Source organism: Actinocorallia sp. A-T 12471 (assembly GCF_033875155.1).
Taxonomy (GTDB): domain Bacteria; phylum Actinomycetota; class Actinomycetes; order Streptosporangiales; family Streptosporangiaceae; genus Actinocorallia.
On record NZ_JAWZTE010000002.1, the window covers coordinates 771,670 to 796,964 of the forward strand.

Here is a 25,295-nt window from a genome sequence, read left to right on the forward strand (position 1 = left end):
CTCTAGGACTCGTCCTCGCCGTCCAGCCCCCGGTACAGCTCTCCCTCGCGCTCCCTGCGCTCGCGGTCCTGCCGCTCGGCGAGGTCCCACAGCCGCTCGAACCGCTGCCTGCGCTCATGGACGGCGGTCGGCTCGCTCGTCAGGTGGGTCTTCAGGAACTCGCCGGGCGCCGACGGGTCGGGGATCACCTCGTAGCGGATCGCGTCATCGAAGAGGATGAAGTCGATCAGCGAGCTGCGCAGCGGCCGCGGCACCTGGTCGTGCTGCAGGGCCCGCACCTGGATGCCCGCGTTGATCTGGAGCTGCGCGATCGGCAGGAAGTCGGGGCTGGTGAACTCCGCGTAGTCACGCATGATGAACAGCCGCCTGATCCGCACCCCGCGCTCGACCGCGTCGTCCTGCGCCTTGAGGTAGCGCTGGCCGAGGCCGCTGGTCCAGAAGCCGCCGTCGAAGCTCGTGCCGACGCCGTCGACGAGGCTCGTGCTCGTCGCGTCGAGGGAGACCGCGATGTTGCGGGTCAGGCCGAGCAGCCAGTCCTGGTCCTCGCCGTCGGCGTAGACGACCTCGCCCTGGATGAGCTGCTGGATGAACCGCGACGCCCGGTTGATCTCCGCCTCGGCCATCGCCTTCACCAGCGGCGGGGCGGGCACCCCGAGCATCGCGGTGTTGTCGAGCAGCCGGGTGACGACCCCGTCGTCCACGGCCGACGCGCGCACCGCGCCCAGCAGCCGGCTCGCCCTCGTGGACTGGGCGAACCTGTCCTCCACGACCCCGGTCAGCTCGGCGAACCCCGACCGCACCCCGGCGGCCAGCTCGGCCTGCGCCCGCTGGTCGCGCCGCTCGACGCTCTCCAGCCGCTGCTCGAACTCCACGAGCAGCTGGACGAGGAAGCCGATCCCGCCGATCAGGACCGCGAGGATCAGCGCGCCGACGGTGACGTCGTCGATCGCCGCCCGGTCCACGACGACCGCCGCGCCGAAGCTGAACAGGCCGAGGACCACCGAGACGGCGACCCTCCGGCCCACCCCGCCGTCAGCGGCGCCGCGGCGCGGGCCGGGCGGGGTGGTGCGTTCGTCATCGTCCATGGGCCCTCCGTTGCACGACATAAGAGGAACGCCCGTGAAATCCCAGGACGGCCGCCCCGTCCTCCATCAAAGCGCCGAGCGTCTCCCGCAGTTCCTTGCGCCAGGCCGCCGCCTGGAGCGGATTGACCGTCCTGACCGCCTCGATGTCCTCGGGGGTCTGGACGAGCACCGTCGCGGCGGAGGTCTCCCGTCTTTCAGGCCAACCATCGCGCGAAACAAGCGCGCTCTCCGCGTCCTGTGCCACGAATACGGGGGTGAATTCGCCGGCCGCCGCGGCGATCGCGCCGGGAGAGGTGAGATCCCATGCGGCGCACAGCCTGTCGGACTCGTCGCCGGCGTTGATGCCGTCGGCCATGTCGCCATAGAAGTTCGGCAGGTAGGCGGTGACTGACGCGCCGAGTTTCACCAGGTTGAACTGCGCGTTGCGGCGGACCAGCGGGTCGAAGGTCCACACGATCCGCGTGATGCCGCGCGCGAGCGCCCAGCCGCGCTGGTGCCGCTTCAGCGCGGTGCCGACGCCCTTTCCCTGGACCGCTCCGGTCATGTGCGAGACGAACCCGCCGGCTTCTGGAGCGCAGCGGAACCCGACGGACGCGCCCACCATTCGCTCACCGAGGAAGGCGCCGGAAACATAGTTCCCGAAGTGCGAGAAGGCGAGCAGCATCTCCGCCGACACCGGTTCGGCGCCCGGTTCGAACGACCAGATCTGCTGGAAGATATCGAGTGCCTGGTCGAACTCCTGATGTTTTCGCAGCTCACGGACCAGAATTTGTTCCACTCGGACCTCCACATCACCGTCCGCCACCGGTGCAACACTCCGTCAATGATTCCTATAATGCTCTCTGGATGCCCGCCGAAGGGAGCCCGTCTTATGTCCGCACCGGACGAAGGTGACCGCATACGGCCAGCGCGGCGACGTTTCAATGCGGAACTCGAGTGGGATGCGTTGGATCCCGACGACTACTGCCGGAGGAACTACGAGATTATCCACGAGAACGATGCGGCATTCCTCGCCAGACTCCGTGATTTCTTCTCGTGGAAGCTCGCCGGACGCACCGGTCTGCATGGTGTCGACGTGGGCGCGGGCGGCAATCTCTATCCCGCCCTTTCGATGCTTCCGTTCTGCGACGAGATCACCCTGATCGACTACTCGAGGCCGAACGTGCGGTGGCTTCAGGAGCGTACGACGCACTACTCGGAGGGCACGGTGGACATGGCCCCGTGGCGACAGTTCTGGAACGTGCTCATCGAGGACCCGGCGTACGCCGCGGTCCCCGATCCCTGGGGGGCGCTGCGCAAATGCGCGCGGGTGCGCAGGCAGTCGGTGTTCGGACTCGCCCGCGGCCGGTGGGACGTGGGCACCATGTTCTTCGTCGCCGAGTCGATCTCGGCGAGCACCGGCGAGTTCAGGTCGGCCGTCTCCGGATTTATCGACGCGCTCAAACCCGGGGCCCCGTTCGTCGCCTCATTCATGGAGAAATCCGAAGGGTGGCGGGTCGGTAACCGGGCCTTCCCGGCCGTTTCGGTCTGTGATAGTGATGTTCTTGATTCCTTGGGTCAGGAAGCGGAGGTACACGAACTCCTGCGGCTGGGCACGGGAAACCCGCTGCGCCCGGGCTACACCGGGATGATTCTCGTCTGCGGCACCAAGAACCCGGGTCACGAGGGGATGGGCTATGAGGATTGAGCCCCGGGAGCAACTCCTTGATCTCTGGCGTTCCGTCGCGCGCGCGTCGCTGGAGGAGGGGAATTGGAAGTGGGGCGGCCGCCTCGAGCGCAATTCCATCAGTGACGCCGAACAGTTGCTCACCATTCTCTATCCGGCGGCCTCGCGTGAGTTCCTGTCCGTCGCCGACCCCAGCGTCACCCCCGACGACGTCCAGGACGCGCTGCGCCGCCTCGGCCGGGAGACCGAGCTGCCGCGCCGGTTGATCGAACTGCTGATCGAGCACGTCGAGTTCTACACCGACGAGGAAGGGCCGGTCTTCTCCGGCGGCAGTTACCTGTGGAGCAACGAGCCGGGCAAGGACCCGACGCCGTCACAGCGCAAACTCGACGTCGTCGACTCGTTCTCGATGGCCGTCACGCTGATGCTGAGCACGCTCGCGTTCACCCGTGACTTCCGGAGCGTCGCGCGCAATCCCGCGACGACCAAGCGCATCGACTATCTTGAGGAGATCGCCCGCCGCAGGCTCACCGCGGCGATGGTCGGCCTGCTGCGCAGTTTTGTGGTGTACGTCTTCGACGCCGACTCCGAGTCGGGCGAGATCCTCGTCCGCACCGTCAACCAGCAGCACCAGCCGGCCCGTCAGGTGCTGCGCGGCCTGCACCGCGACCTCCAGCGGGTCCGCGCCTCACTGAACGAGGTGAGCATCGGCTTCGCCTCGAACCTCGAGACGCTGGAGAGCCGCAGCCGCCTGTTCGAGGTCGGCTGGACGTGGGGCGTCGCCAGGGACGCGCCCGAGGTGCTCGGCATCGAGAAGGACCTGCGCCAGCGCAAGGGCGTCGCGGAGGCCGCGCCCTACCTGTACTTCACGGTCAACGCGCTCGACGGCATCTCCGACCTGTTCTCCGACCGCACGATCCAGCTGAGCCTCCTTGACGACGAACAGCAGCGCCTCGCCTCGGCCCTGCGGCTGCGGTGGGAGGCCGCGCAGCGCTACTGGAGCGCGATCGCGACCTACGGCGAGGGCAGGGGCGGCACCCGCTGGCCCCTGCAGGACATCCCCTGGCGCACCACCGACAACCGCGAGTCCGAGTACTTCACGCTGATGGTCAGCTCCCTGGCCATCCAGGACCGCGAGACGAACACCGCGCGCGTCCTCGAAGAGGACCTCCTGCGCCTCACCGAGACCCTCGACGAACTCGCCCAGCGGGGCAGGATCACCCGCCGCACCACGCGCGAGGACCCCGGCGTCATCTTCCACCACCCTGGCCTGCGGCTCGAGCTGACCGGCAGTTCCGACCTCGACGGCGGCCCGACGCTGCGCTGGCAGCTGTCGGACTTCTCCGCGGTCATGCTGAAGAACACCCTCAGGCTCACCGCGCTCACCCAGGACATCGCGCTGCGCGACAGGCTCGTCAGGTTCTCCGAGCAGCTGTGGGAGCACCTCTTCCAGCGCAGGATCAAGCGCGGCCCTGGCGAGGGCCTGTGGGACGACCCCGGGCAGCTGTTCGGCGAGATCCCCGAACGGTTCGAGCACCCCTCGTGGTACATCACCGAACGCGTCGTGGAGTGCCTGACCCTCGCCTCGCAGGTCGCCACCAAGAAGTCACCGCAGAGCGGTTTCCTCGAGACGCTCGCCAGGGACTCGCTCAGCGAGGCCGAGTCCCGGCTCAGCTACATCACGCTCGAACTGACCAGCCGGGGCACCGGCGACCTCCACCGGGGCCTCACCCAGGCGCGGCTCGACCTGGAGCACGCGCAGCGGATCATCTTCGACCGCCCGGCCACCGCCCACGCGATGGCGTCGGAGGTGCTGCGGCTCCTGGAAAGACTCGACATCGCGGGCTCCGACGCGCACGAAGGGGACATCTGAGGTGCTGATCATCTCCACCTCCGACAAAGGTGGAACCGGTCGCACGGTGACCACCTGCAACGTCGCCTACCGCAGGGCCCTTGGCGGCGACCACGTCTGCTACCTCGACTTCGACTTCGGCTCCCCGACGGCCGGGTCGATCTTCGCGATCGAGCGGATCAGCCACGGCACCCTCAAGGGCGGCCTGCACAGCTATCTGAAGGGCGAGGTGGACGAGGCCGAGCGGCTCGACGTCTGGTCAGAGAGCGCGGCGCGCGCCCTGCGGATGCGGCCGTCGAGCGTCGGACGGCTCGTCCTGCTGCCCGGCGACCTCGGCGGCGGCGAGTTCAGCATCACCGACAAGGTGGTCGAACGCTGCGGCAAGCTCCTGCAGTCGCTCACGTCGGAGTTCGACACGGTCTTCATGGACCTCAGCGCGGGCCGCTCGCACGCCGCCGAACTGCTCCTGCGGGTCACCTCGCCCGCCGAGGAGAACGGGATCAGCGCGCGCTGGCTGGTGTTCCACCGGTGGACCCGTCAGCACGTGGCGGCGGCGGCCGGGCTGACGTTCGGCGAACGCGGCCTGCTCGACACCGGCGAGCGCGTCGGCCACCGCCGCGACGACCTCCTCGAGGCAATCCGGTTCGTGCGGACCGCCGTCATCGACCCCGGGACGGCCGCCACCGCGGGGCTGACCGCCGAGCAGGAGAACTGGCTCCGCAGGGTGAACGAGGAACTCGGCGAACGGGCCGTCTACCTCGACCTGGGCAGGCAGTCGGTCATCGCGCGCATCCCCCTCGACCCCGTCCTGCAGTGGCGCGAGCAGGTGATCACCGACGAGGACGTCTACCGCAGGATCGCCAACGAACGCACCGTCGAGGCGTTCACCGAACTCGCCGAATCCCTGGACGACGAGGCCACCTGGAGCCGCGTGTGAGCGGACCCGAGGTCGAGGTCGAGACGGCCACCGCGGTCCCGCGGGTCGAGCGGGTGCCCCGCTCCCACCTCTCCCTCGAACTCGGGCACCTTTACATGGAGGACCTCCTCGGCGGCCCCAAGGCGCTCGACCGGCACTTCGCAGCGGTCAAGCCGTGGGCGGACTTCCTGCTGAAGCGGCACGAGGGCCTGCGGGTGAGCACGTGCTTCCTCGTCGACGAGTACTTCAGCCAGGTCAAGGGCCCCGCCGAACTCATCCCCGAACTCCTCGACGCCGCCGCCAAGGCGGGCCTGACGATCGACTACGTGGCACGGGAGTCGGCCTGCGCGGCGATCGGCGCGGTCTCGCCCGCCGAGCTCCTGCTCGACCGGATCGTCCCCGTCCCCGCGCAGGGCAGCGACGGGTCGCGTCCGTCGCCGCAGTACAGCGGCTGGCTCACCAACAGCGAGCACGGCATCGCCGAGACCTGGATCAGCGAGGCGATGGCCCCGGCGCACACCTGGTCGCCGCCGAGCGAGAACGGGGCGCGCGCCCACTCGATCAGCATGGACGTCCAGCTGTGGGACGAGCCGAAGGGCGTACGCCGCTGGTCGTGCGCCCATCTCGCGGCGGTGTGGCAGATGCTGCGGCTCGGGCTGCTGCGCTACGAGGGCAGGGCGGTGGTCGAGCCCGTCGTCTGGACCGATCCCTTCCCCGACACGTGGGCGGCGCTGCCGGCCGTCGTCCATCTGCCTCCCGGCGGGGAACGGCCGCGCAGACCGAGACCGTTCGCCGCCTACCGCACGATGACGATCCTGGAGACGCGGTTCGCCAAGGTGGAGCAGGCGGTCCGGCTCATCCTCGAACAGACCTCGGTCGACGGGCTCGTCGCCGCGCAGGCCGTCGAGCAGGCGCGCGCCGAACGGGTCGAGCTGCCGCCGGAACCCGTCCGAAGGATCTCCCATGTCTTCACCGACCCGTCCTGACGACGTGCTCGTCCTCGGCGAGGTCAAGACGGGGCTGCTGCGCCACGCCCACTCCGTCCCCGAACAGCAGGGCGTACGGCTGCTCGACCTCGTGCACGGGGAGACCGTCCGTTACAGCGACTACCCTCGGCCCGTCGTCATCTCCGCCGAACGCCTCACCGGTCTCGACTGCCCCCTTCCGACGGCCAGCGGACGCCGAAGCCGGGCCGTGGGTACGGCGGCGTCAGGGGCGATCCTGAACGGCGGGCGCATGCTCCAGGCGTACGCGCGCGCGACGCTCGTGCGCGGCGCGCACGGGCACCGGCAGGAGTGGTCGCACTACCTGGCGAGGCCGGGCGTCGTGGAGTCCGTCGGGAAGGTCGACTTCGCGGACGTGGCCGCGGGGTTCGCCGGTTCGGTCGCCGGGAGGCAGGGCGTCGACCTCGGCGCGGTCGCGGCCCGCACGATGGCGACGGTCCAGGCGGCGAGCGTCCTGGACGGCAGGCCGCCGATCCGCGCGGCGGTCGTGTCGTGGCGGTGGGCGCTGGTCCGCGCCGACCCCGACCGGCCCGTCCGCCTCACCTTCCTCGACGACCGCACCCGCCTGCTGCTGCTGTCGCTCGGCGACTGCGACGCCGCCGACGCGATGAACCTCGTGCTCGACTTCGCGCTGCACGACTGGCTGCTCAGCACCGTCGAGGACATCGTCGCGCGGGCCGACCTCGAATCCGAGGCGGGCGAGCGCGCGCTGCGCAGGGTCAGGCCCGTCCTCGTGCACCTCCTGCACCACTGGATGCCCGCCGCGCGGCTGCGCGGTGACCTGCTCCCGCTGTTCTCCGCGCTCGACCGGGCGCGCGGGCTCAGCCGCCGCTGGGACAACGCGGTGCGGCGCATCCGCGACCAGTTCCGGCTCGCGGAGATCCAGTCGGTGGCGTCGGCGATCTCCGAGAGCCGGGCGCTGCGCTCGGCGGTGGACGACCTGCGCGCGCGCTCGTCGTCCCCGGGCGGGCCCGCCGAGACGGCGCGGTGACCGTCAGCGCGCGGTCAGGAAACGGCGCGGGTCGGCGAACGCCAGGTCGCGCGCGTCACCCGCGCTGAGCGCCGAGCCGGTGACCACGCGGCCGACGAGTTCTGCGGTGCGCGGCGCGAGCGTGATGCCGAGGCCGCTGTGGCCGGAGGCGACCACGAGACGGTCGGCGACCCTGCCGATGAGGGGGGCCTTGTCGCGGGTCGCGGGCCTGATCCCGGCGCGCTGCGTCGCCCCGCGCGCGCCCTCGGCGGCCAGCGTGGGCAGCACCCGGCGCAGGTTCGCCAGGATCTCGTCCCTCGCCCACGGCATGCACTTGGTGTCGGTCTCGTGCTTTTCGAAGGTGACGCCGACGGCGATGTGGCCTTCGGCGTACGGCGAGGCGTAGACGACGTGCTCGCGGCCGTCGATGGTGAGCAGGGCGTCGCACTGGACGCCGAGCCGCAGCCCCGGGCGCTCGCGGACGTCGAGGAGCTGGCCCTTGACGGGCTCGAAGACGTCGGGCGGCAGCATGGGCAGCAGCGTTCCGCTCTGGTGCCCCGCGGCGACCACGACGGTGTCGGCCAGCAACCTGTCCCCGCCGCCCAGCACGACCTCGGCGTGGCCAGGCCCTGAGGCGACCAAGACGACCTCGGCGAACTCGCGGTCCACCCGGGGGTCGGCGGCGATGACTGAGTCGAGCACGGCGGCGAGGCGGCGCGGGTCGATCGCGAGGTCGTCGGGCTGCTCCAGCGCGCCGAGCACCTCGGGGCCCAGCAGCGGCTCCCGCTCCCTGGCCTGCGCCGCGTCCAGGACGTGCGCGCGGATGCCGCGCGCGCGCAGGCGCGGCAGCGTCTCCTCGGTGAGCCTCCGGTGCTCACGTGCGTCGACGGCGACCTGGAGCAGGCCGGTGGCGCGCGGGCGCAGCGGCAACCCGGCCTCCTCGGCGATCCGCTCGACCCACGCGGGGTACAGGTCGCGGCTGCGCTGCGCGAGCAGGCTGACGCCCTCGTCGTCACCGTCGCCCAGGTGGGGGTTGATGCCGCCGGCCGCCGCGACGGTGGCCGAGCCCTGCCGCAGCTCGCTGCGTTCGATCAGGCAGATCTTCCCCAGGTGGTGCCTCAACGACTCGGCGACGGCGGTACCGATCACGCCGCCTCCCACCACGATGAGGTCGTACCTGGGAGCCATCGGCTTGTCTCTCCTTCGCTTTGCGGCCCAGCATGTCAGACGGTGGGCGCTCCAAGCCGGTTTCGGCAAAAATGTGCCAACCGCCGCCAGAACAAGAACCATCCGCCGCCGAAGCCCCGTTTGATTTTAACACCGGAGGAAATGCGGCAGAGTGCGCCCTGGTCACCCCCGTACATGACGCGATACCGGCCTCCCGTTCTCGCCGCCAAGGCCGCCGGGTCCCCGACGATCAAGCGCAGAGGTTAGCGTCATCTGGCGTTTCTGCTACCACCGACATGTCCCGAATTACCCTATAAGGAGGGACCGAAACGGGTATACCAGATTTGTTATATACCTAACCCAGCGCATAAATTCCACCCGTACAGCCGTCGAACAAATCACAACAGGTGCGGTAATGCACGGAGAATTCCGCGCAGATTCGAACACCATCACGGTCATATCACAGGTGCGCACTGGTACAGACCGGTTCTGTCGGGAAAGCGCGCGATCAGCGCGCGGTCCAGCCCGCGGTGAGCAGGTGGGAGAGGAAGAGACGCGTGGGGGCGGAAGGGCGCGGCGCGGAGACGGCGTGCCACGGGCGGAGCAGGGGCGTGCCGGGCGCGTCGGCGAGACACAGGACGCCCTCGGCGAGCTCCCGCTGGACGGCGGCACGGTGGACCAGGGCCGCGCCGAGGCCCGCCGCAGCCCCCGCGATGACCGCGCCGTTGGAGCCGAGGACGAGCGTCGGCGGGCTGACGTCGTGCTCGGCGAGGTAGGCGTCGGCGGTCGCCCGGGTGCCGGAGCCGGGCTCGCGCAGCACCCAGGGCGTGGTGTCGAGGTCGAAGTCGAGCCCGGGGGCCATGACGACGACGAGCTCGTTCTCGCGGGTCGCCAGAACCGTCGCCTCCGCCCCGGCCGGGGGGCGTCCCGCGAGCACGAGGTCGGCCTCGTGCGCGGCGAGGCTCGCCCAGACGCGCGCGCTGGGGCCGACCTCGAGGGCGAGGTCGAGCTTGGGCCACGCGCGACGGAACCCGGCGAGCAGCGCCGGGAGCACCTGATCGGCGGCGGTCGTGACGGCGGCGAGGCGAAGGCGTCCGGTCGAGGGGTCGTGCTCGCCCCTGGCCGCCGCGCGCGCCTCGGCGTGCAGGCCGAGCAGGCGGCGCGCGTAGCCGGCGTAGACGCGTCCGGCCGGGGTCAGCGCGACGCCGCGTCCGGCGCGGGCCAGCAGCGGGACGCCCAGGTCACGGGCGAGCGCGGTCACCGACGCCGACACCGCGGACTCGGTGACGTACAGGCGTTCGGCCGCGGCCCGGACCGAGCCCGTCTCGGCGAGCGCGACGAACGTGCGCAGTCTGGATTCAGTCATCGCTCAACAATCACCCCGAAACCCTTGATAGACGGCACAAGTGTCGGGGCCACATGCTTGCGTCGTCAACGGCGTCGATGGCGAGGAGCCGACGATGGGCAGATGGTCCGCGGGCGTGATCCCGTACGCGGAGATGGGTTACTGGCGGCCCGACTACGTGCCGAAGGACAGCGACGTGCTCGCCGCCTTCCGCATCACGCCGCAACCCGGCGTACCACCGGAGGAGGCGGGCGCGGCCGTCGCGGGCGAGTCCTCGACGGCCACCTGGACCGTCGTGTGGACCGACCGCCTCACCTCGTACGAGAACTACCAAGCCAAGTGCTACAAGGTCGAGCCCGTACCCGGCACCGAAGACCAGTTCATCGCTTACATCGCCTACGACCTCGACCTCTTCGAGGAAGGCTCGATCGCGAACCTCACGTCGTCGATCATCGGCAACGTCTTCGGCTTCAAGGCGCTGCGCGCGCTGCGCCTGGAAGACATGCGCATCCCCACGCACTACGTGAAGACCTTCCAGGGCCCCGCCCACGGGATCATCATGGAGCGGGAGTACCTGGCGAAGTTCGGCAGGCCGCTGCTCGGCGCGACGGTGAAGCCGAAGCTCGGGCTTTCGGCCCGCAACTACGGCCGCGTCGTGTACGAGGCCCTGCGCGGCGGCCTGGACTTCACCAAGGACGACGAGAACATCAACTCGCAGCCCTTCATGCGCTGGCGCGACCGCTTCCTGTACTGCATGGAAGGCGTCACCAAGGCGCAGGCCGCGAGCGGCGAGATCAAGGGCCACTACCTCAACGTCACGGCCGCGACCATGGAGGACATGTACGAGCGCGCCGAGTTCGCCAAGCAGCTCGGCAGCGTGATCGTCATGATCGACCTGACGATCGGGTACACCGCGATCCAGTCGATGGCCAGGTGGGCGCGCGCCAACGGCGTCCTGCTGCACCTGCACCGCGCGGGGCACTCCACCTACACGCGGCAGAAGAACCACGGCGTCAGCTTCCGCGTCATCGCCAAGTGGATGCGGCTGGCGGGCGTCGACCACATCCACGCCGGGACCGTCGTCGGCAAGCTCGAAGGCGACCCCTTCAGCGTCGCCGGGTTCTACGACACGCTGCGCAAGGACAGGATCGAGGCCGACCCGCGCAAGGGCCTGTACTTCGACCAGGAGTGGGCGTCGATGCCGGGCGTCATGCCCGTCGCGTCCGGCGGCATCCACGCAGGGCAGATGCACCAGCTCCTGCACTACCTCGACGAGGACGTCATCCTCCAGTTCGGCGGCGGCACCATCGGCCACCCGATGGGCATCGCGGCGGGCGCGACGGCCAACCGGGTCGCGCTCGAGGCGATGATCAAGGCGCGCAACGAGGGCCGCGACTTCCTCAAGGAGGGCCCGCAGATCCTGCGCGCCGCAGCCAAGCACAGCCGCGAGCTCGACGTCGCCCTGACCACGTGGGGCGACATCACCTTCACCTACGAGTCGACCGACACCCCCGACGTCCTGGCGACCCCCCTCTAACGGAAGGAGCGGCGATGCGCATCACCCAGGGAGCCTTCTCCTACCTGCCTGATCTCACCGACGCCGAGATCACCCTCCAGATCGCGTACGCGCTCGACAACGGGTGGCCCTGCTCGATCGAGTACACCGACGACCCCCACCCGAGGAACAGCTACTGGGAGATGTGGGGGCTTCCGATGTTCGACCTCAAGGACCCCGCGGGCGTCCTGCTCGAGCTGAACGAGTGCCGCAAGACCTTCCCCTCGCACTACATACGCCTCAACGCCTACGACGCGCGTTACGGCCGCCAGACGACGGCGATGCAGTTCCTCGTCCAGCGGCCCGCCAAGGAACCCGGCTTCAGGCTGACCCGCGAGGAGACCGCCGACCGCCAGGTCCGCTACACCCTGCACGCCTACGCCGCCGACCGCCCCGAGGGCGAGCGGTACTGATGACGGGAGCTCCCGCTGTGACGACCTTCGGCATGCGCCCTCCCGCCCTGGAGCAGGAAGTGACGCGGGAGCTCCTCCCCCACGACGCCGTCGTGGACCTGCGCTCCGAACGCGCCGACTCCGGGACCGACGGGGTGCTGTCGGCCCTCGACGCCGACCTCGTCGGCCTCGCCCCGGTGAAGACCCGCATCCGCGAGATAGCCGCGCTCCTGCTGGTCGACAGGGTCAGGGCCCGCTTCGGCGTCGAGACCGGACGGCCCAACCTCCACATGTGCTTCACCGGCGGCCCCGGGACGGGTAAGACGACCGTCGCTACGCGGATGGCGGAACTGCTCCACAGGCTCGGCCACGTACGCAAGGGCCATCTCGTCGCCGTAACGCGTGACGACCTCGTCGGCCAGTACGTCGGCCATACGGCCCCCAAGACACGCGAGGTCCTTAAGCGGGCCATGGGCGGCGTCCTTTTCATTGACGAGGCGTACTCGCTGTACCGCGCGGAGAACGAGCGCGACTACGGCGTCGAAGCCATCGAGATCCTTCTGCAGGTGATGGAGAACGAGAGGGAGGACCTCGTCGTCATCCTCGCCGGATACCGCGACAGGATGGACGCCTTCTTCTCCTCCAACCCCGGGATGGGCTCGCGCATCGCCCATCACATCGCCTTCCCCGACTACAGCACCGCCGAGTTGGAGGAGATCGGAAGGCTCATGCTCGTCTCCGAGGGCTACACGCTGTCCCCCGAAGCGGAGGTCGCCTTCCGCGAGTACATCGGCCTGCGACGCGAACAGCCCAGGTTCGCCAACGCGCGGTCCGTACGCAACGCGATAGAACGCGCCCGGCTACGGCACGCAGGACGGCTCGTCGAGGGTTCGGCACACGTCGGGCTCGCCGAGCTGACGACCCTTCTCCCCTCCGATTTCCGGGCGTCTCGGGTCTTCCAGGGAGGAGCCACCTGAAACGGAAGGCGGCAGCCCGACCCGTTGGGCATGTCCGCCCCCTCGGCCGCTCCCCCGCGTCTACCCTCCCGATCATGGCCAAGCTCCCGCTGGAAGCCCGCGTCTACATCGCGGCGACCGTCGTCCTGGCCTGCGCGGTCATCGCGACCGCGGGGCCGATCGAGTGGGACGTCTACGCGATGCTCGCCATCCTGTTCGTCGGCTGCGACGCGATGTCGGCGCAGTTCGGCGTCGACCGGGCCAAGGTGTCGATGAGCTACGCCGCGACCCTCGCCGCGGTCGTCCTGCTCGGGCCGGGCGGGGCCGCGCTCGTCGCCGCGAGCGCGATCGCCACGCCGCAGCCCGTGCCGCCCGTCAAGCGGCTGTTCAACGCCGCGCAGTTCGCGGTGTGCGGGTGGACTTCCGGGCTCGTCTTCGAGGCGCTCGCGCCCGGCGCGGGGTTCGGCGCGCGGCAGATCGTCCCGTTCGCGCTCGCGCTCGGCGTGTTCGTCGTCGTCAACCTCACCCTCATCACCGGGGTACTGCTGCTGACCGAGCCGTCCGCCGTCCGCGACCTGTTCGGCGAGATCGGCGCGCTGTGCGCGGGATGCCTGGGGTTCGGGTGGTTCGGTCTGCTGATCGCGGCGGCCTGGGACCTCATCGGGCTCGCCGCGCCCGTCCTCGTCCTGCTGCCGCTGTTCATCGCGACATGGGCGATGGCCCAGGTCGCCGAACAGAAGGCCGCGCAGGAAGCCACCCTCGCCGTCCTGTGCCAGGCCGTGGAGACCAAGGACCCGTACACGCGCGGGCACAGCGAACGCGTCTCACGCGGCTCGGTGATGATCGCCGAGGAGCTGGGGCTGAGCTCGGCGCGCGTCGAGGCGATCCGCTTCGCCGGAATGCTGCACGACGTCGGCAAACTCGGCGTCTCCACCAAGGTCCTGCAGAAGGACGGCAAACCCACCGACCGCGAGTTCGCCGAGATCCAGCTCCACCCCATGCGCGGCCTGGAGATCGTCGGCCGCATCGACTTCCTCGACGAGGCGCTCGGCGGCATCATGCACCACCACGAGCGCCTCGACGGCCGCGGCTACCCCCTCGGCCTCGTCGGCGACGAGATCCCCGAGTTCGCGCGGATCATCGGCGTCGCCGACACCTTCGACGCCATCACCAGCACCCGCTCCTACCGCAGGGCGAGGTCCATCGAGGAGGGCGTCGCCGAACTCCGCCGCTGCTCGGGCACCGAGTTCGACCCGGCCATGGTCGAGGCGTTCCTGCGCGCCCTGGCCGTCCGCAAGTGGGAGCAGCCGCCCGACCCGCCGGCGCCTTCACCGTCGGCGATCCCCTCGCCCCGCGACCACGACGACCCTGAGCCCTGACGTCAGGCGTCCGCCTGGAGCCTCCCGGCCAGCTCCCACAGGTCCTCGAAGGTCTTGCGGCGGTCGAGGACATGCTGGCTGCGCGCGTTGAGGTTCGTCATCAGATAGCCCCGGTGCGGACCGGTCTCGGGCGACGGCAGCAGCTCGTAGGCGATCGCGCCGTCGTAGATGATCACGTCGAGACGGCTGCGCAGCACCTCGGGCACCTGGTCGATGTGGATCGTGCGGACGTCGATGCCGATCGCCGCCTGCGACTGGAAGATCGCAAGGAACCCCGGCTCGGCGAGGTCGTCGGACTTCTCCAGCACGAACAGCCTGCGGACCGCGACCCCACGGGACTGGATGACGTCGGCCTGGAGCTTCAGGTAACGCCTGCCCCGGTCACTCGCCCAGTAGCCGCGCGCGAGGCCCGAGCCGTGCCCGTCGACGGTCGCGGTGCTGATCGCGTCGATCGTGTGCCTGGCGACGCGGGTGAGGCCGAGGATCCAGTTGTGGTCCTCGCCGTCCTCGTAGGTCGCCTTGCCCTTGCTGAGCTCCTCCACGAGGTCGGCGGTCCGGTCGATCTCGTGCTCCACAAAAGTGCGGATCACCTCGGCCGCGTCATTGCCGAGCATCGCCGTCTTGGTCAGCAGACCGGTGACCGCCTTGGTCTCCACCCCGCAGTTGTCCACCGCGCGCAGCAGTTGCGCCGCCTCGTGGTCCTGGCTTTGGCTGATCTGCCACTCGTGCATCCCGTCGAGCCGCCGGTCGAAGTCGATCAGCCGTTCTTCGTAATCGATGAGGAGTTTCGCGAGGAAGACGATGCCGCCCACAAGAACCGACAGGGTGATGCTCGCCGCGGGCTCCTGCCCCGCGATTTCGGAAATGAGATAGGTGAACCCGCCCGTCAGTCCCGCCTGCGCGATCCTGCGGGCCACCGCGTTCACGCGGGCCGGCCGGCCGCCGTCCGCCACCATGGTCGATCACCTCGTCCCGTACCCCGTCGCCGGTCAGCGCCCCGCGGGCCCCCTACCGCACCGGCGCCCCGGCGTCCTCACCCGACCGCCCGAACAACTCACCGGGCGGTAAGGCACTTATGCCATTGATAATGCGGTGCGGATTCGCGGGGAGATCGCTCACACGACACCAAACCCCGAATTCGGCCACTTGAGGCCACGAGTTCGCCACTTCCTTCGCACGTTCCACTTCTTCACGCGCATATTCGGGACGTCCGCAATCCGACGTTCCAGCCGCCGTCCGCGCTTTCCCGGCGGGACCGCGAGAACGCGTCGCGCCGCGGCCTGTGAAAGGATGCGGGGGTGAGTATCGCGCGTGAGTTGGAAGAGGTCGGGGAAGGTCTGCTCGCGGAGCAGCTGGCGCATCCGACGGTCCGCGGCATCGCGGAGGGGACGCTCGACGAGCGGGTCTTCCGGTCCTGGCTCGAGCAGGACTACCTGTTCCTGCTCGACTACGTGCGGGTGTTCTCGCGCCTGGCCTGGCAGGCCCCGGACGCGCACCTCGGCGATCTGGTCGACCTCGCGCACGGCACGTTCCACGAGGAGCTGAGCCTGCACCGCAGCCTTTCCGCCGAGTTCGGCGCGGACCTCGACGGCGCGGTCAAGGGCGGGCCCTGCGCGGCCTACACGGCCTTCCTGCTGGAGTCGGCGGCCGACTACGGCGAAGGACTCGCCGCCCTCTACCCGTGCATGTGGGGCTACGCCCGCATCGGCGCGGTCCTCGCCGAGAACCCGCCCGCCGACCCCCGCTACAAGAAGTGGGTCGACTCCTACGCCGACCCCGCCTTCGCCGCCCTCGGCCGCCGCATCGCCCACATGATCGACGAGGCCGCCCCCACCCCGTCCCGCGCCCGCGCCCTCTTCACCGAGGGCATGCACCACGAACTAGCCTTCTGGTCAGTCCCCTGACCCCACCGCTCAGGCGGGGTGGGCGGTCAGGGGGGTTGTGAAGTGCCAGCCCTTGGTGAGGAGGGCGTCTACGGCTTCCATGGCCTGGCTTAGCCGGGCTTGCGGGGGGCCGTGGACGGTGAGGTGGGGGAGGTCGCGGGCGGTCAGCTCGGCGGCGAAGCGGGCGTGCATGGCGTGTCTGATCGATTCGCCGTCGCGCCAGCCGTCCTGCTCGAAGGGGACGCCGTTGACGTCGGTGAGGATCCACAGGTCGTGGCGGGCGCGCGCGGGGACGGGCGGCACCCCGCCGACATAGCGCTCGTGCCACAGGGCCGTGGCGAACGCGTCGGTGTCGCAGACGAGCAGCGGGGACGAGACCCGTGCGGCGGCGTCCTCCCAGCGGAGTTGGCGGTCGGTGATGAGCGCGAACTCGTCCGACGTCCAAGACAGGTCCTCCAGGCGCGCCGAAGGGTCAGCCCGCTGGGCGAGCGCCAGCTTCTCCTCGCAGTACGTGCGCCCGTACTCCGGCACCCAGCGTGTGCTCTCCCACACTCCGCCTCGCGCGGCGTACGCGGCGGCCAGGTCGCGCGCCAAGGTCGTCGTCCCCGACGACTCGGCTCCCACCACCACAACGCGCTTCACCAACGCCGCGCGTACGGCCGGGGAAAGGAATCCCCAGTGCCCCACGGGGTCGGCGCGCACGGCGGTGCCGCTCACCGGCAGCCGCTCGCGCGCCGGGTCCACCGCGACGGCCCGCGCGCCGAACCTGCGCGCCAGCTCCGCGCCGTACGGTTCCGAGCTGAACACCGCGTCGATCTCCGGTTCCACGCCGTGGCACTGGCGCAGCCCGTGCCGGAACACCCCGACGTGCCGCGCCCAGACGTCGTCGGAGTCGTAGTCGATCTCGACGTCGTCCATGACGGGTGCGAAGCGCACGTGCGGCTGCGGGTGCGCCTCGCGCAGCCACGCGGTGCGGTCGGCGAGCGGCACGCTCTCCACCGACGACGCCGCCACCACGACCGTCACCGCCGCGCACTCCCGCGCGGCGGTGTCGATGAGCATGTGGTGCCCGGCGTGCGGCGGATAGAACTTCCCGATGACGAGCCCGTGCGCGTACCTCACGCCGGGGCCGCCGCCGGACGCAGCGCCGGGTCGCGCCGCCACGCGCGCAGCCCCGCGACGCACAGGCCGAGGAAGACCAGGTACAGCGCGCCGGTCAGATACAGCCCCTTGTAGGCATAAAGCGGGATGTAGATGAGGTCGACGGTGATCCACAGCCACCACGACTCCACGAGCTTGCGGCTCTGCCCATATGTCGCGGCGAGCGAGAGCGCCGTCGTGAGGGCGTCCCAGAAGGGGACAGTCGACTCGGTGAACTCCACGAGCACCCACGTCATCACCGCGGTGGCCGCGACGACCCCGGCCGCGAGCCCCGCCCACTCCACCGCCGACGTCCGCTGCACAAGCCGCTCGGTACGCCCCACACCGCCGTAAAGCCACATCCACCAGCCATAGAGGCCGAGCAACACATAGACGATCTGCAAAGACGCGTCCGCGTACAGACCGCTGTCGAGGAAGATGAGCCCGAGGATCAGCACGTTGACGATCCCCACACCCCAGTTGGCGATGTGCTGGCGCACGACGAGCCAGACCGTCAGCACCCCGGTGAGGAACCCCAGCACCTCCCCCCACGACGTCGGCGTCCCGCCCAACGTGAAGGCTGGCTCCAACAGCGGCCCGACCAGTTCGTGCACCATCGCCCCTCCGCGTCCCTAAGCCCGGCGACGCTAACACCACCCACCAAACCCCCACAATCCCGACACCCCTGATCCCGTCCGCACGGCCTTCCCGCACCACGCCGGGGGCGACCCCTCCGGGAACCCGTCCCGCAGCGCGGTGCGGTCCGGGAGCGCGCGCCATCTTGCGCGATCGTCACTGGTTCTTTGTCGAACGGTCACTCTCGGTCATCTCAGCCTGGTACGTTCGGCGCGTGCTGACCGCTCTCGACAGCCCCGCCGTCCTGGTCGTGCTCGGCCATCTGGCGGGACGCGACTCCGACTCGTCCCGGGTGTGCGCCGAGGTGCGCCGCCGCTCCCCGGAGCACGCCGCGACGCTCCACTACGCCGCCCTGCAGACGGCCATCGCCGACGCGACACGCATCGGCTGGGTCAAGGCGGTGCGCCAGGAACGCGACGGCCGCAAGCAGCCGAGATCCGTCTACGCGCTCACCGAGGCGGGACGCGCCGAACTCGTCCACCGCCTCGCCGCGGAGTTCCGCGTGATCCGCTACGAGCACTCGCAGTTCCGCAACGCCGCCGCCTACCTCTTCGAGCTCGGCCCGCGCGCCGCCATCGAGGCCCTCACCGACCGCGTCTCGGCCCTGCGCATGCGCGCCGCCACCGAACGCCACCGCCTCGACGCCGCCCACGCCTCCGGCGTCCCCCGCCTGCACACCCTCGACTCCGAATACACCCTCGCCATGACCACCGCCGAAGCCGCCTGGCTGGAACAGACCATCGACGACCTCCTGGGCACCGCCATCCCCTGGACCCCCCTCCCCCCCACCCCCACCACCCCGCCCCCGTCCCCACCCCAACGAACCGCACCCACACCCCCGACCCGCATCCCACCCGCCACCCGCCGCCCATCCACACTCCCCAAGCCCCCGCCCCCGCCCCCTCCCACCCCCACCTCGCCTCAGCCCCCCACCCGCCCCTCGCCCCACCGCCAACCCGCACGCCAGACCCCGAGCCGACCCTCCGCCCAGCCCTCAGCCAACTCCCCCTCCCAACCCTCCCGCCAAACTCCCAGCCAACCCTCAACCCAGCCGCCCGCCCGCACCGCACACCAAACTCCCGGCCAGCCCTCAAGCCAGCCGCTCACCCGCGCCGCACACCAAACTCCCGGCCAGCCCTCAACCCAGCCGCTCGGCCGCGCCGCACACCAAACTCCCAGCCAGCCCTCAACCCAGCCGCTCACCCGCGCCGCACGCCAGGCTCCCGGCCAGCCCTCGACCCAGCCGCTCGCCCGGGCCGCACGCCAAGCTCCCGGCCAGCCTTCGACGCCCTCCCCACAGTCGCCCCAGCCTGCGACCCAGGATGCGGACGGTGAGTCCGGCCTCCTCAAGCCGCCCTCCCAACAGTTGCCCCGGCCTGCGACCCCCTCCGAATCCTCAAAGCAGGCTCCCGGTCAGCCCTCGACCCAGCCGCTCGCCCGGGCCGCGCGGCAGGGTACTGGGCAGCCTCAGGGGCCGGGCCAGTCTGCGCGCCGGGAGTCCAGCCGGGCTCCGGCCTCCTCGCAGCCCGCGACGGCCCCGTCCGCTGCCGACGCCGAGTCCCAGGACCGCGGCCGGTCGTCGGCGCGTGCTCTCACTGACGCGTCAGATCCGGCGCAAGGCTCCGCGCAGCCCGCGAGTGTGCGTCCGCGCCGCGCGCAGTCCCCGCGTCCGCGGCCGCGTCCCTCCCTGTCCTCTTCTCTCACCCCTTCCCAAACATCGGGCTCGTCCCGCACCACCACGCCGCGCCGGAGTCCCGAACCGGACCCGGGTGAGTCCTCGGGCTCGAGCGCGCCGCCCAACTCCGGCCAGTCCCCGCCGTGAACCCCGGGCCGGACCGGGGGCTGGGCGTGAGTGGGGTCAAGGGTTGGGGAGGAGGCGGCGGAGGAGTTTGTGGAGGAGCCAGGATTGGAGGGCTCCGGTGGCGACGAGGGCCACGGCGTTGAGGATGACGTGGCCTGATGGGAGGGCGGACAGGACCGCCAGGCAGCCGGGGAGGGTCGCGCCCACGAGCCACACGAAGCCCAGGGCGTCTTCGGGGCCTTCGCCGTGGAGGAGGTAAGGGACGACGCCCACCGCGAACGCCGCGAGTACCAGCAGCAGGTAGGCGCGGGCGATCACGCCCGCCACGCTCCTGGAGGCCGTGCTCGGCGCTTCCATGTCGCTCTCCCCTCGGCTCCCGCCGCGATCGCGGGCGCACTGTGCTTCGCCGCGAGACCTTCTCGGGCCTTGCCATCATGCAACGCCGGGGCGACATTCGTCGGACGGGCTGTGGATAACTCTTTTTCGGCGCACCGGCCGTGGCCGCGGGGCGACCACGGCCGGTGCGCGTGCAGAGTTCCTACAGAGGGATGTTGGTGTGGAAGCCGCGGGTCGGCGTGGCTTCGGCAAGGGACTGGGCCAGGGCGGTGCGGGTTCTGGAGGGCGAGACGACCTCGTCCACCACGCCCAGGGAGATGGCCCGGTCCAGACCGCCGGCGATGCGGGCGTGCTCGTCGGCGAGGCTCTGTTCCAGGGCCGCGCGGTCGGCTTCGGGGGCCGCGGCGAGCTGCTTGCGGTGGAGGACGCGGACGGCGGCCAGGGCCCCCATGACGGCGACCTCGGCGGTGGGCCAGGCGAAGACCTTGGTCGCGCCCAGGGAGCGGGAGTTCATGGCGATGTAGGCGCCGCCGTACGCCTTGCGGGTCACCAGCGTGATGCGGGGAACTGTGGCTTCGGCGAAGGCGTGCAGGAGTTTCGCGCCCCGGCGGACGACGCCGCCGTGTTCCTGGCCGACGCCGGGCAGGTAGCCGGGGACGTCAACGAGGACGATGAGCGGGACGCCGAACGCGTCGCAGAGCCTGACGAACCTCGCGCACTTCTCCGCCGAGAGGCTGTCGAGGCAGCCGCCCTTGCGCAGCGGGTTGTTCGCGATGACGCCCACGGTACGCCCGCCGAGCCTCCCGAACGCCGTGACGATGTTGGCCGCCCACTTGGCCTGCAGCTCGACGAGCTCGTCGTCGACGATCCCCTTGACCAGCGGAAGCACACAGTAGGCACGCCGCACGCTCTCCGGCAGGAAGTCCGAGAAGTCGCGTTCCTCCACGGTGTCGAGCCTGACCCGGTCCTGGTTCCCGAGCAGCAGCGCGAGCCGTCGCGCGGTCTCGATCGCCGACGCGTCGTCCTTGGTCGTGATGTGCGCGACGCCCGACCTGACGCCGTGCGCCTCGACGCCGCCGAGCCCGGCCATGTCGATGTCCTCGCCGGTCACCGAGCGCACCACGTCGGGCCCGGTGACGAAGATCTTCCCGTTCTCCGACAGCACGACGACGTCGGTGAGCGCGGGCCCGTACGCCGCGCCGCCTGCCGCCGGGCCGAGCACGACCGAGATCTGCGGAACCACCCCGGACGCCCTGGTCTGCACGGCGAAGATCCTGCCGACCGCGTGCAGCGACTCGACGCCCTCGGCAAGGCGCGCCCCGCCGGAGTGCCACAGGCCGACGATCGGGAGCCGCTCGCGCAACGCGAGCTCGTACGCCCCGACGACGGCCTCGCACCCTTCGGTCCCCATCGCCCCGCCCATGACGCGCGGGTCGCTGGCGAACCCCACGACGGGTATCCCCTCTATCCGTCCTCGACCCGCGAGCTTGCCGCTGCCTTCGCCGCCGCCGAGGGGGCGGAAGGTCCCCTCGTCGAACAGCGACTCAAGGCGGACCCGCGGATCACGCGGGTCCGCCTCGGCGAGCGGGTGGAGCGGAGCGGTGTCGAGGACGGTCACGAGGACTCCTAGAGGCTCATAGGACCCGCTCGAACGCAAGGGTCACGTTGTGACCGCCGAATCCGAACGAGTTGTTGAGAGCGGCGGCCGGGCCGTCAGGCAGCTTGCGCGGCTCGCCGGACACGATGTCGAGGTCGACCTGGTCGTCGAGGTTCTCCAGGTTCACCGTGGGAGGGACAAGGCCCTCGCGCAGCGACAGCACGGTGATGAGCGCCTCCAACGCCCCCGCGCCGCCCAGGAGGTGGCCAGTCATCGACTTGGTCGCGGTGATGTTCAGGCGGTAGGCGTGGTCGCCGAACGCCTTCTTGATGCCCTGCAGCTCGGCGACGTCGCCCTGCGGGGTCGACGTGCCGTGCGCGTTGATGTGGACGATCTGCTCGGGCTCGAGGCCGGAGTCAGCAAGGCACCGCTGCATCGCCTTGGCCGCGCCGCGCCCGTCCTCGGGCGGCTGGACCATGTCGTGGCCGTCGGCGGAGTAGCCGACGCCGGAGGCGATCGCGTAGATCTTCGCGCCGCGTGCGCGCGCGTGCTCCTCGGACTCGAGGATGAGGACCGCGGAGCCCTCGCCGAGCACGAAGCCGTCACGCGCCTTGTCGTAAGGGCGGGAGGCGAGCTCGGGGGCATCGTTGCGGGTGGACATGGCGCGCATCGCGCCGAAGGAGGCCATCTGGAGCGGGTGGATGCACGCCTCGGTGCCGCCGGCGATGACGACGTCGGCGCGCCCGGCCCGGATCATGTCGATGCCGTAGCCGATGGCCTCGGCGCTCGACGAGCACGCCGACACCAGCGCGTGGATGCCCGCCGTGGCGTTGAACTCGAGGCCGACGTGCGCGGCCGAGCCGTTGGGCATCAGCATCGGCACGGTGAACGGGGAGACGCGGCGCCAGCCCTTCTCCCGGAAGACGTCGTAGCTGTCGAGGGCGGAGTGCAGTCCGCCGATGCCGGACGACAGCACGACCCCGAGCCTGTCGGAGTCGATGGTGAGGCCCTCGGTCTCGCCGTGCGCGTAACCGGCGTCCTTCATCGCCTCGATGGCGGCGATGAGGGCGAACTGCTGGCAGCGGTCCATGCGCCGCATGCGGGGCTTGGCGAGCACGCCGGAGTCGGCGGGCTCGACCGCGGCCTGCGCGGCGAACTGGACGGGCAGCCGATCAAGGTCGTCCCAGGGCAGAGTGCGCGAGCCGGACTTGCCGGCGAGTAGGGCGTCCCAGGTGGACGCGACGTCGCCCCCCAGAGGGGTCGACGCTCCCAAACCGGTCACAACAACACGGGTCTTGCCCATTGCGCTTACTCCTATTTACCTGGGGGGGTATCTCGTGGTCGCGCGGGCCTCTGCAGCGGCCCGCGCGACCGCGCGCTCCGAATCCGGACTTCGGAGCGGGTGAGGATCAGGCCTTGGTCGCGAGGCCCTGGACGTAGTCCACGACGTCCTGGACCGTGCGCAGGTTCTTCAGCTCGTCGTCGGGGATCTCGACGCCGAACTTGTCCTGCGCGGCGACGGCGATCTCGACCATCGACAGCGAGTCGATGTCGAGGTCGTCGATGAAGTTCTTCTCGGGGGTGACGTCGGCGGCCGGGATGCCGACGATCTCCTCGACGATCTCGCCGAGTCCGTCGAGGATCGTCTGCGTGGTGACTTCAGCCATTGCTGGGTGCTCCTTGATTCCGATAGGGATGTTTCGCCCAGACCCTAGGGGATCTGGATGACCTGGGCAGCGTAGGTCAGTCCTGCGCCGAACCCGATAATGAGAGCCGGTTCTCCCGACTTGACGTCGCCGCGCTCGATCATGCGCGAGAGCGCCATCGGGATGGACGCGGCCGAGGTGTTCCCGGCGTTGACGATGTCCTCGGCGATCACCGCGTTGGGCGCGTTGAGCTTCCTCGCGATGCCGTGGATGATCCTGAGGTTCGCCTGGTGCGGCACGAACGCCGCGAGTTCGGACGGGTCGATGCCCGCCCTCCGGCACGCCTCCAGTGCCACCGGGTGCAGCGCGGTGGTCGCCCACCGGAAGACGGCCTGGCCGTCCTGGGACAGGAACGAGTTGCGGTCCTGCACCATGATCTTGTCGGCGTTCTCGCCGTCGCTCCCCCACACCACCGGGCCGACCTGCGGCACGTCCGCGCCGGTCACGACCGCCGCGCCCGCGCCGTCGGCGAAGATGATGCAGGTCGTGCGGTCGGTCCAGTCGATCCACGGGGTGAACTTCTCCGCGCCGACGACGAGGACGTTCTTTGCCGAGCCCGCGCGGATCGCGTCGCTCGCCGTGGACAGCGCGTAGCAGAACCCGGCGCACGCGGCGTTGACGTCGAACGCGCCGGGCGCGGTGATGCCGAGCCGGTAGGCGACGGTGGCCGAGGCGTTCGGCACCTGGCTCTCGGCGGTGCAGGTCGCGACGACGACGAGGTCGATCTCGTCGGGGGTGAGCCCGCTCGCGGCGAGCGCCTTGCCTCCGGCGGCGACGGCGAGGTCGAGCATCGACTCGTCCTCGAGCGCGAGCCGCCGTGAGGCGATCCCGACGCGGGAGCGGATCCACTCGTCGTTGGTGTCGACGCCGCGGGCGGCGAGGTCGTCGTTGGTGACGACGTTGTCGGGCTGGTAGTGGCCGAAGGCCAGGATGCGGGCGCCGTTGCGCCCTTCGGACAGCTTCACGCGAGCTCCCGTGCCTTGTCGATGTCCTCGGGGGACTTGAGGCCGAACAGGGTCGTGCCCTTCAGCTCACGGCGGGCCAGGCCCACCAGCGTGCCGGACGGCGCCAGCTCGATGATCGCGCTGACGCCGAGGTCGGCGAACGTCCCCATGCACAGGTCCCAGCGGACGGGCGAGCTGACCTGGCCGACGAGCCGCGAAAGGAACTCCGCGCCGGAGTCGACGACCGCGCCGTCCTTGTTGGAGACCAGTGTGATCTCGGGGTCCTTGGGGGTGATCGCGGCGGCGGCGGTCTCCAGTGCGGCGACGGCCGGGGCCATGTGGTCGGTGTGGAAGGCCCCGGCGACGGCCAGGGGCCGCAGGCGCGCCTTGGCCGGGGGCTCCTCGGCGAACGCCGCGAGCTGCTCCAGCGTGCCCGCCGCGACGATCTGGCCCGCGCCGTTGATGTTGGCGGGGGTGAGGCCGTGCTTGGCGATGGCGGCCAGCACCTCGTCGGTGTCGCCGCCCAGGACGGCGGTCATGCCCGTCTGGGTGATCGTGGCGGCCTCGGCCATGCCGCGGCCGCGCACGGCCACGAGGCGCATCGCGTCCTCCTCGCTGAGCACCCCGGCCATCGCGGCCGCGCCGAGCTCTCCGACGCTGTGTCCGGCGACGGCGTCGGGCCGCAGGCCGAGGGCCTGGAAGGTGACGAGCGCGGCGGCGACCAGCAGCGGCTGGGCGACCGCGGTGTCCTTGATCTCGTCGGCATCCGCGGTGGTGCCGTAGCGGATCAGGTCAAGCCCGACGATGTCGGACCAGGCGCCGAGCCGATCCGCAACGCCGGGGACCTCGAGCCATGGGGCGAGGAATCCGGGGGTCTGGGCGCCTTGGCCGGGAGCTGTGATGAGAAGCACGGGACCAACCATGCCGTGGAGCAGGGGGTCGGGGTCATGCCGACAGGGACGAAG

General features: G+C 70.6%; 24 protein-coding genes. 11 read left to right on the top strand and 13 right to left on the bottom strand.

Going from position 1 to position 25,295, the window contains the following annotated elements:
* Positions 1-2 precede the first annotated feature (2 nt).
* Together R9X44_RS08575 and R9X44_RS08580 are read right to left on the bottom strand one after the other, a co-directional pair.
* Positions 3-1,085 carry a DUF6879 family protein gene (locus tag R9X44_RS08575; RefSeq protein ID WP_319813461.1) on the bottom strand — a complete coding sequence of 361 codons (1,083 nt, stop codon included), beginning with the start codon at positions 1,083-1,085 and terminating at the stop codon, positions 3-5.
* A complete protein-coding gene (locus tag R9X44_RS08580; protein ID WP_319813462.1) occupies positions 1,075-1,863 on the bottom strand; it encodes a GNAT family N-acetyltransferase in 789 nt (262 codons plus the stop codon). Before R9X44_RS08580 ends, R9X44_RS08575 begins: the two co-directional genes overlap by 11 nt.
* A 93-nt stretch (positions 1,864-1,956) precedes the next feature.
* Here R9X44_RS08580 and R9X44_RS08585 point away from each other — a divergent pair, with 93 nt between their 5' ends.
* The 5 genes from R9X44_RS08585 to R9X44_RS08605 are packed head-to-tail and all read left to right on the top strand — an operon-like array spanning position 1,957 to position 7,514.
* Entirely contained in the window at positions 1,957-2,772 is an 816-nt protein-coding gene (locus R9X44_RS08585; protein WP_319813463.1) for an SCO2525 family SAM-dependent methyltransferase, read from the top strand.
* Positions 2,762-4,624, top strand: a complete 1,863-nt coding sequence (locus tag R9X44_RS08590) for an SCO2524 family protein (protein ID WP_319813464.1) — start codon at positions 2,762-2,764, stop codon at positions 4,622-4,624. Before R9X44_RS08585 ends, R9X44_RS08590 begins: the two co-directional genes overlap by 11 nt.
* Before the next feature lies 1 nt (position 4,625).
* Complete coding sequence (locus tag R9X44_RS08595; protein ID WP_319813465.1) at positions 4,626-5,540, top strand: SCO2523 family variant P-loop protein; 915 nt, start codon at positions 4,626-4,628, stop codon at positions 5,538-5,540.
* Positions 5,537-6,505: an SCO2522 family protein gene (locus R9X44_RS08600; RefSeq protein ID WP_319813466.1), complete on the top strand. Its 969-nt coding sequence runs from the start codon at positions 5,537-5,539 to the stop codon at positions 6,503-6,505. Before R9X44_RS08595 ends, R9X44_RS08600 begins: the two co-directional genes overlap by 4 nt.
* Positions 6,483-7,514 (top strand): SCO2521 family protein, encoded by a 1,032-nt coding sequence (locus tag R9X44_RS08605; RefSeq protein ID WP_319813467.1) that lies wholly within the window; start codon positions 6,483-6,485, stop codon positions 7,512-7,514. Before R9X44_RS08600 ends, R9X44_RS08605 begins: the two co-directional genes overlap by 23 nt.
* 3 nt (positions 7,515-7,517) lie before the next feature.
* On the opposite strand, the gene R9X44_RS08610 is transcribed toward R9X44_RS08605, so the two are convergent.
* Positions 7,518-8,681, bottom strand: a complete 1,164-nt coding sequence (locus tag R9X44_RS08610; protein ID WP_319813468.1) for an FAD-dependent oxidoreductase — start codon at positions 8,679-8,681, stop codon at positions 7,518-7,520.
* 487 nt (positions 8,682-9,168) lie between these two features.
* A complete protein-coding gene (locus tag R9X44_RS08615; RefSeq protein ID WP_319813469.1) occupies positions 9,169-10,026 on the bottom strand; it encodes a LysR family transcriptional regulator in 858 nt (285 codons plus the stop codon).
* Between the two features lie 94 nt (positions 10,027-10,120).
* Between R9X44_RS08615 and R9X44_RS08620 the strand changes: the two genes are divergently transcribed.
* The 4 genes from R9X44_RS08620 to R9X44_RS08635 all read left to right on the top strand — a co-directional run bounded on the left by R9X44_RS08620 (position 10,121) and on the right by R9X44_RS08635 (position 14,287).
* On the top strand, positions 10,121-11,542 hold the full coding sequence (locus R9X44_RS08620; RefSeq protein WP_319813470.1) for a form I ribulose bisphosphate carboxylase large subunit: 1,422 nt from the start codon (positions 10,121-10,123) through the stop codon (positions 11,540-11,542).
* Between the two features lie 14 nt (positions 11,543-11,556).
* Positions 11,557-11,973, top strand: a complete 417-nt coding sequence (locus tag R9X44_RS08625; RefSeq protein WP_319813471.1) for a ribulose bisphosphate carboxylase small subunit — start codon at positions 11,557-11,559, stop codon at positions 11,971-11,973.
* 17 nt (positions 11,974-11,990) lie between these two features.
* On the top strand, positions 11,991-12,929 hold the full coding sequence (gene cbbX, locus R9X44_RS08630; protein ID WP_319813472.1) for a CbbX protein: 939 nt from the start codon (positions 11,991-11,993) through the stop codon (positions 12,927-12,929).
* A gap of 74 nt (positions 12,930-13,003) precedes the next feature.
* Positions 13,004-14,287, top strand: a complete 1,284-nt coding sequence (locus R9X44_RS08635; RefSeq protein ID WP_319813473.1) for an HD-GYP domain-containing protein — start codon at positions 13,004-13,006, stop codon at positions 14,285-14,287.
* A 2-nt stretch (positions 14,288-14,289) separates the two neighbouring features.
* Here R9X44_RS08635 and R9X44_RS08640 read toward each other — a convergent pair whose 3' ends face one another.
* On the bottom strand, positions 14,290-15,243 hold the full coding sequence (locus tag R9X44_RS08640) for a hypothetical protein (RefSeq protein WP_319813474.1): 954 nt from the start codon (positions 15,241-15,243) through the stop codon (positions 14,290-14,292).
* A gap of 342 nt (positions 15,244-15,585) precedes the next feature.
* Here R9X44_RS08640 and R9X44_RS08645 point away from each other — a divergent pair, with 342 nt between their 5' ends.
* Positions 15,586-16,191 (top strand): TenA family protein, encoded by a 606-nt coding sequence (locus tag R9X44_RS08645; protein WP_319813475.1) that lies wholly within the window; start codon positions 15,586-15,588, stop codon positions 16,189-16,191.
* A gap of 9 nt (positions 16,192-16,200) precedes the next feature.
* Here the strand turns inward: R9X44_RS08645 and R9X44_RS08650 are convergent, their stop codons facing one another.
* On the bottom strand, positions 16,201-17,292 hold the full coding sequence (locus tag R9X44_RS08650; protein WP_319813476.1) for an AAA family ATPase: 1,092 nt from the start codon (positions 17,290-17,292) through the stop codon (positions 16,201-16,203).
* Positions 17,289-17,927: a nicotinamide riboside transporter PnuC gene (gene pnuC / locus R9X44_RS08655; RefSeq protein ID WP_319813477.1), complete on the bottom strand. Its 639-nt coding sequence runs from the start codon at positions 17,925-17,927 to the stop codon at positions 17,289-17,291. The genes R9X44_RS08650 and pnuC overlap by 4 nt, the downstream gene beginning before the upstream one ends.
* Before the next feature lie 233 nt (positions 17,928-18,160).
* On the opposite strand from pnuC, the gene R9X44_RS08660 reads away from it, so the two are divergent.
* Positions 18,161-19,768: a hypothetical protein gene (locus tag R9X44_RS08660; protein ID WP_319813478.1), complete on the top strand. Its 1,608-nt coding sequence runs from the start codon at positions 18,161-18,163 to the stop codon at positions 19,766-19,768.
* Positions 19,769-19,804: 36 nt separating this feature from the next.
* Here R9X44_RS08660 and R9X44_RS08665 read toward each other — a convergent pair whose 3' ends face one another.
* The 6 genes from R9X44_RS08665 to R9X44_RS08690 form a co-directional block, all read right to left on the bottom strand.
* A complete protein-coding gene (locus R9X44_RS08665; RefSeq protein WP_319813479.1) occupies positions 19,805-20,104 on the bottom strand; it encodes an SCO4225 family membrane protein in 300 nt (99 codons plus the stop codon).
* Between the two features lie 181 nt (positions 20,105-20,285).
* Positions 20,286-21,701 (bottom strand): acyl-CoA carboxylase subunit beta, encoded by a 1,416-nt coding sequence (locus R9X44_RS08670; RefSeq protein ID WP_319813480.1) that lies wholly within the window; start codon positions 21,699-21,701, stop codon positions 20,286-20,288.
* Positions 21,702-21,717: 16 nt separating this feature from the next.
* Positions 21,718-22,983 carry a beta-ketoacyl-ACP synthase II gene (fabF, locus tag R9X44_RS08675; RefSeq protein ID WP_319813481.1) on the bottom strand — a complete coding sequence of 422 codons (1,266 nt, stop codon included), beginning with the start codon at positions 22,981-22,983 and terminating at the stop codon, positions 21,718-21,720.
* Positions 22,984-23,089: 106 nt separating this feature from the next.
* Positions 23,090-23,347: an acyl carrier protein gene (locus R9X44_RS08680; RefSeq protein ID WP_319813482.1), complete on the bottom strand. Its 258-nt coding sequence runs from the start codon at positions 23,345-23,347 to the stop codon at positions 23,090-23,092.
* Positions 23,348-23,391: 44 nt separating this feature from the next.
* A complete protein-coding gene (locus R9X44_RS08685; RefSeq protein WP_319813483.1) occupies positions 23,392-24,351 on the bottom strand; it encodes a beta-ketoacyl-ACP synthase III in 960 nt (319 codons plus the stop codon).
* Entirely contained in the window at positions 24,348-25,241 is an 894-nt protein-coding gene (locus R9X44_RS08690; RefSeq protein ID WP_319813484.1) for an ACP S-malonyltransferase, read from the bottom strand. The genes R9X44_RS08685 and R9X44_RS08690 overlap by 4 nt, the downstream gene beginning before the upstream one ends.
* Positions 25,242-25,295 lie beyond the last annotated feature (54 nt).

What these genes read in the sequence shown, in the direction of transcription:
- R9X44_RS08575 (WP_319813461.1), bottom strand. Translation starts at nt 1,085, where the DNA reads ATGGACGATGACGAACGCACCACCCCGCCCGGCCCGCGCCGCGGCGCC.
- R9X44_RS08585 (WP_319813463.1), top strand. Translation starts at nt 1,957, where the DNA reads ATGTCCGCACCGGACGAAGGTGACCGCATACGGCCAGCGCGGCGACGT.
- R9X44_RS08590 (WP_319813464.1), top strand. Translation starts at nt 2,762, where the DNA reads ATGAGGATTGAGCCCCGGGAGCAACTCCTTGATCTCTGGCGTTCCGTC.
- R9X44_RS08605 (WP_319813467.1), top strand. Translation starts at nt 6,483, where the DNA reads ATGTCTTCACCGACCCGTCCTGACGACGTGCTCGTCCTCGGCGAGGTC.
- R9X44_RS08610 (WP_319813468.1), bottom strand. Translation starts at nt 8,681, where the DNA reads ATGGCTCCCAGGTACGACCTCATCGTGGTGGGAGGCGGCGTGATCGGT.
- R9X44_RS08615 (WP_319813469.1), bottom strand. Translation starts at nt 10,026, where the DNA reads ATGACTGAATCCAGACTGCGCACGTTCGTCGCGCTCGCCGAGACGGGC.
- R9X44_RS08620 (WP_319813470.1), top strand. Translation starts at nt 10,121, where the DNA reads ATGGGCAGATGGTCCGCGGGCGTGATCCCGTACGCGGAGATGGGTTAC.
- R9X44_RS08625 (WP_319813471.1), top strand. Translation starts at nt 11,557, where the DNA reads ATGCGCATCACCCAGGGAGCCTTCTCCTACCTGCCTGATCTCACCGAC.
- R9X44_RS08635 (WP_319813473.1), top strand. Translation starts at nt 13,004, where the DNA reads ATGGCCAAGCTCCCGCTGGAAGCCCGCGTCTACATCGCGGCGACCGTC.
- R9X44_RS08640 (WP_319813474.1), bottom strand. Translation starts at nt 15,243, where the DNA reads ATGGTGGCGGACGGCGGCCGGCCGGCCCGCGTGAACGCGGTGGCCCGC.
- pnuC (WP_319813477.1), bottom strand. Translation starts at nt 17,927, where the DNA reads ATGGTGCACGAACTGGTCGGGCCGCTGTTGGAGCCAGCCTTCACGTTG.
- R9X44_RS08665 (WP_319813479.1), bottom strand. Translation starts at nt 20,104, where the DNA reads ATGGAAGCGCCGAGCACGGCCTCCAGGAGCGTGGCGGGCGTGATCGCC.
- fabF (WP_319813481.1), bottom strand. Translation starts at nt 22,983, where the DNA reads ATGGGCAAGACCCGTGTTGTTGTGACCGGTTTGGGAGCGTCGACCCCT.
- R9X44_RS08680 (WP_319813482.1), bottom strand. Translation starts at nt 23,347, where the DNA reads ATGGCTGAAGTCACCACGCAGACGATCCTCGACGGACTCGGCGAGATC.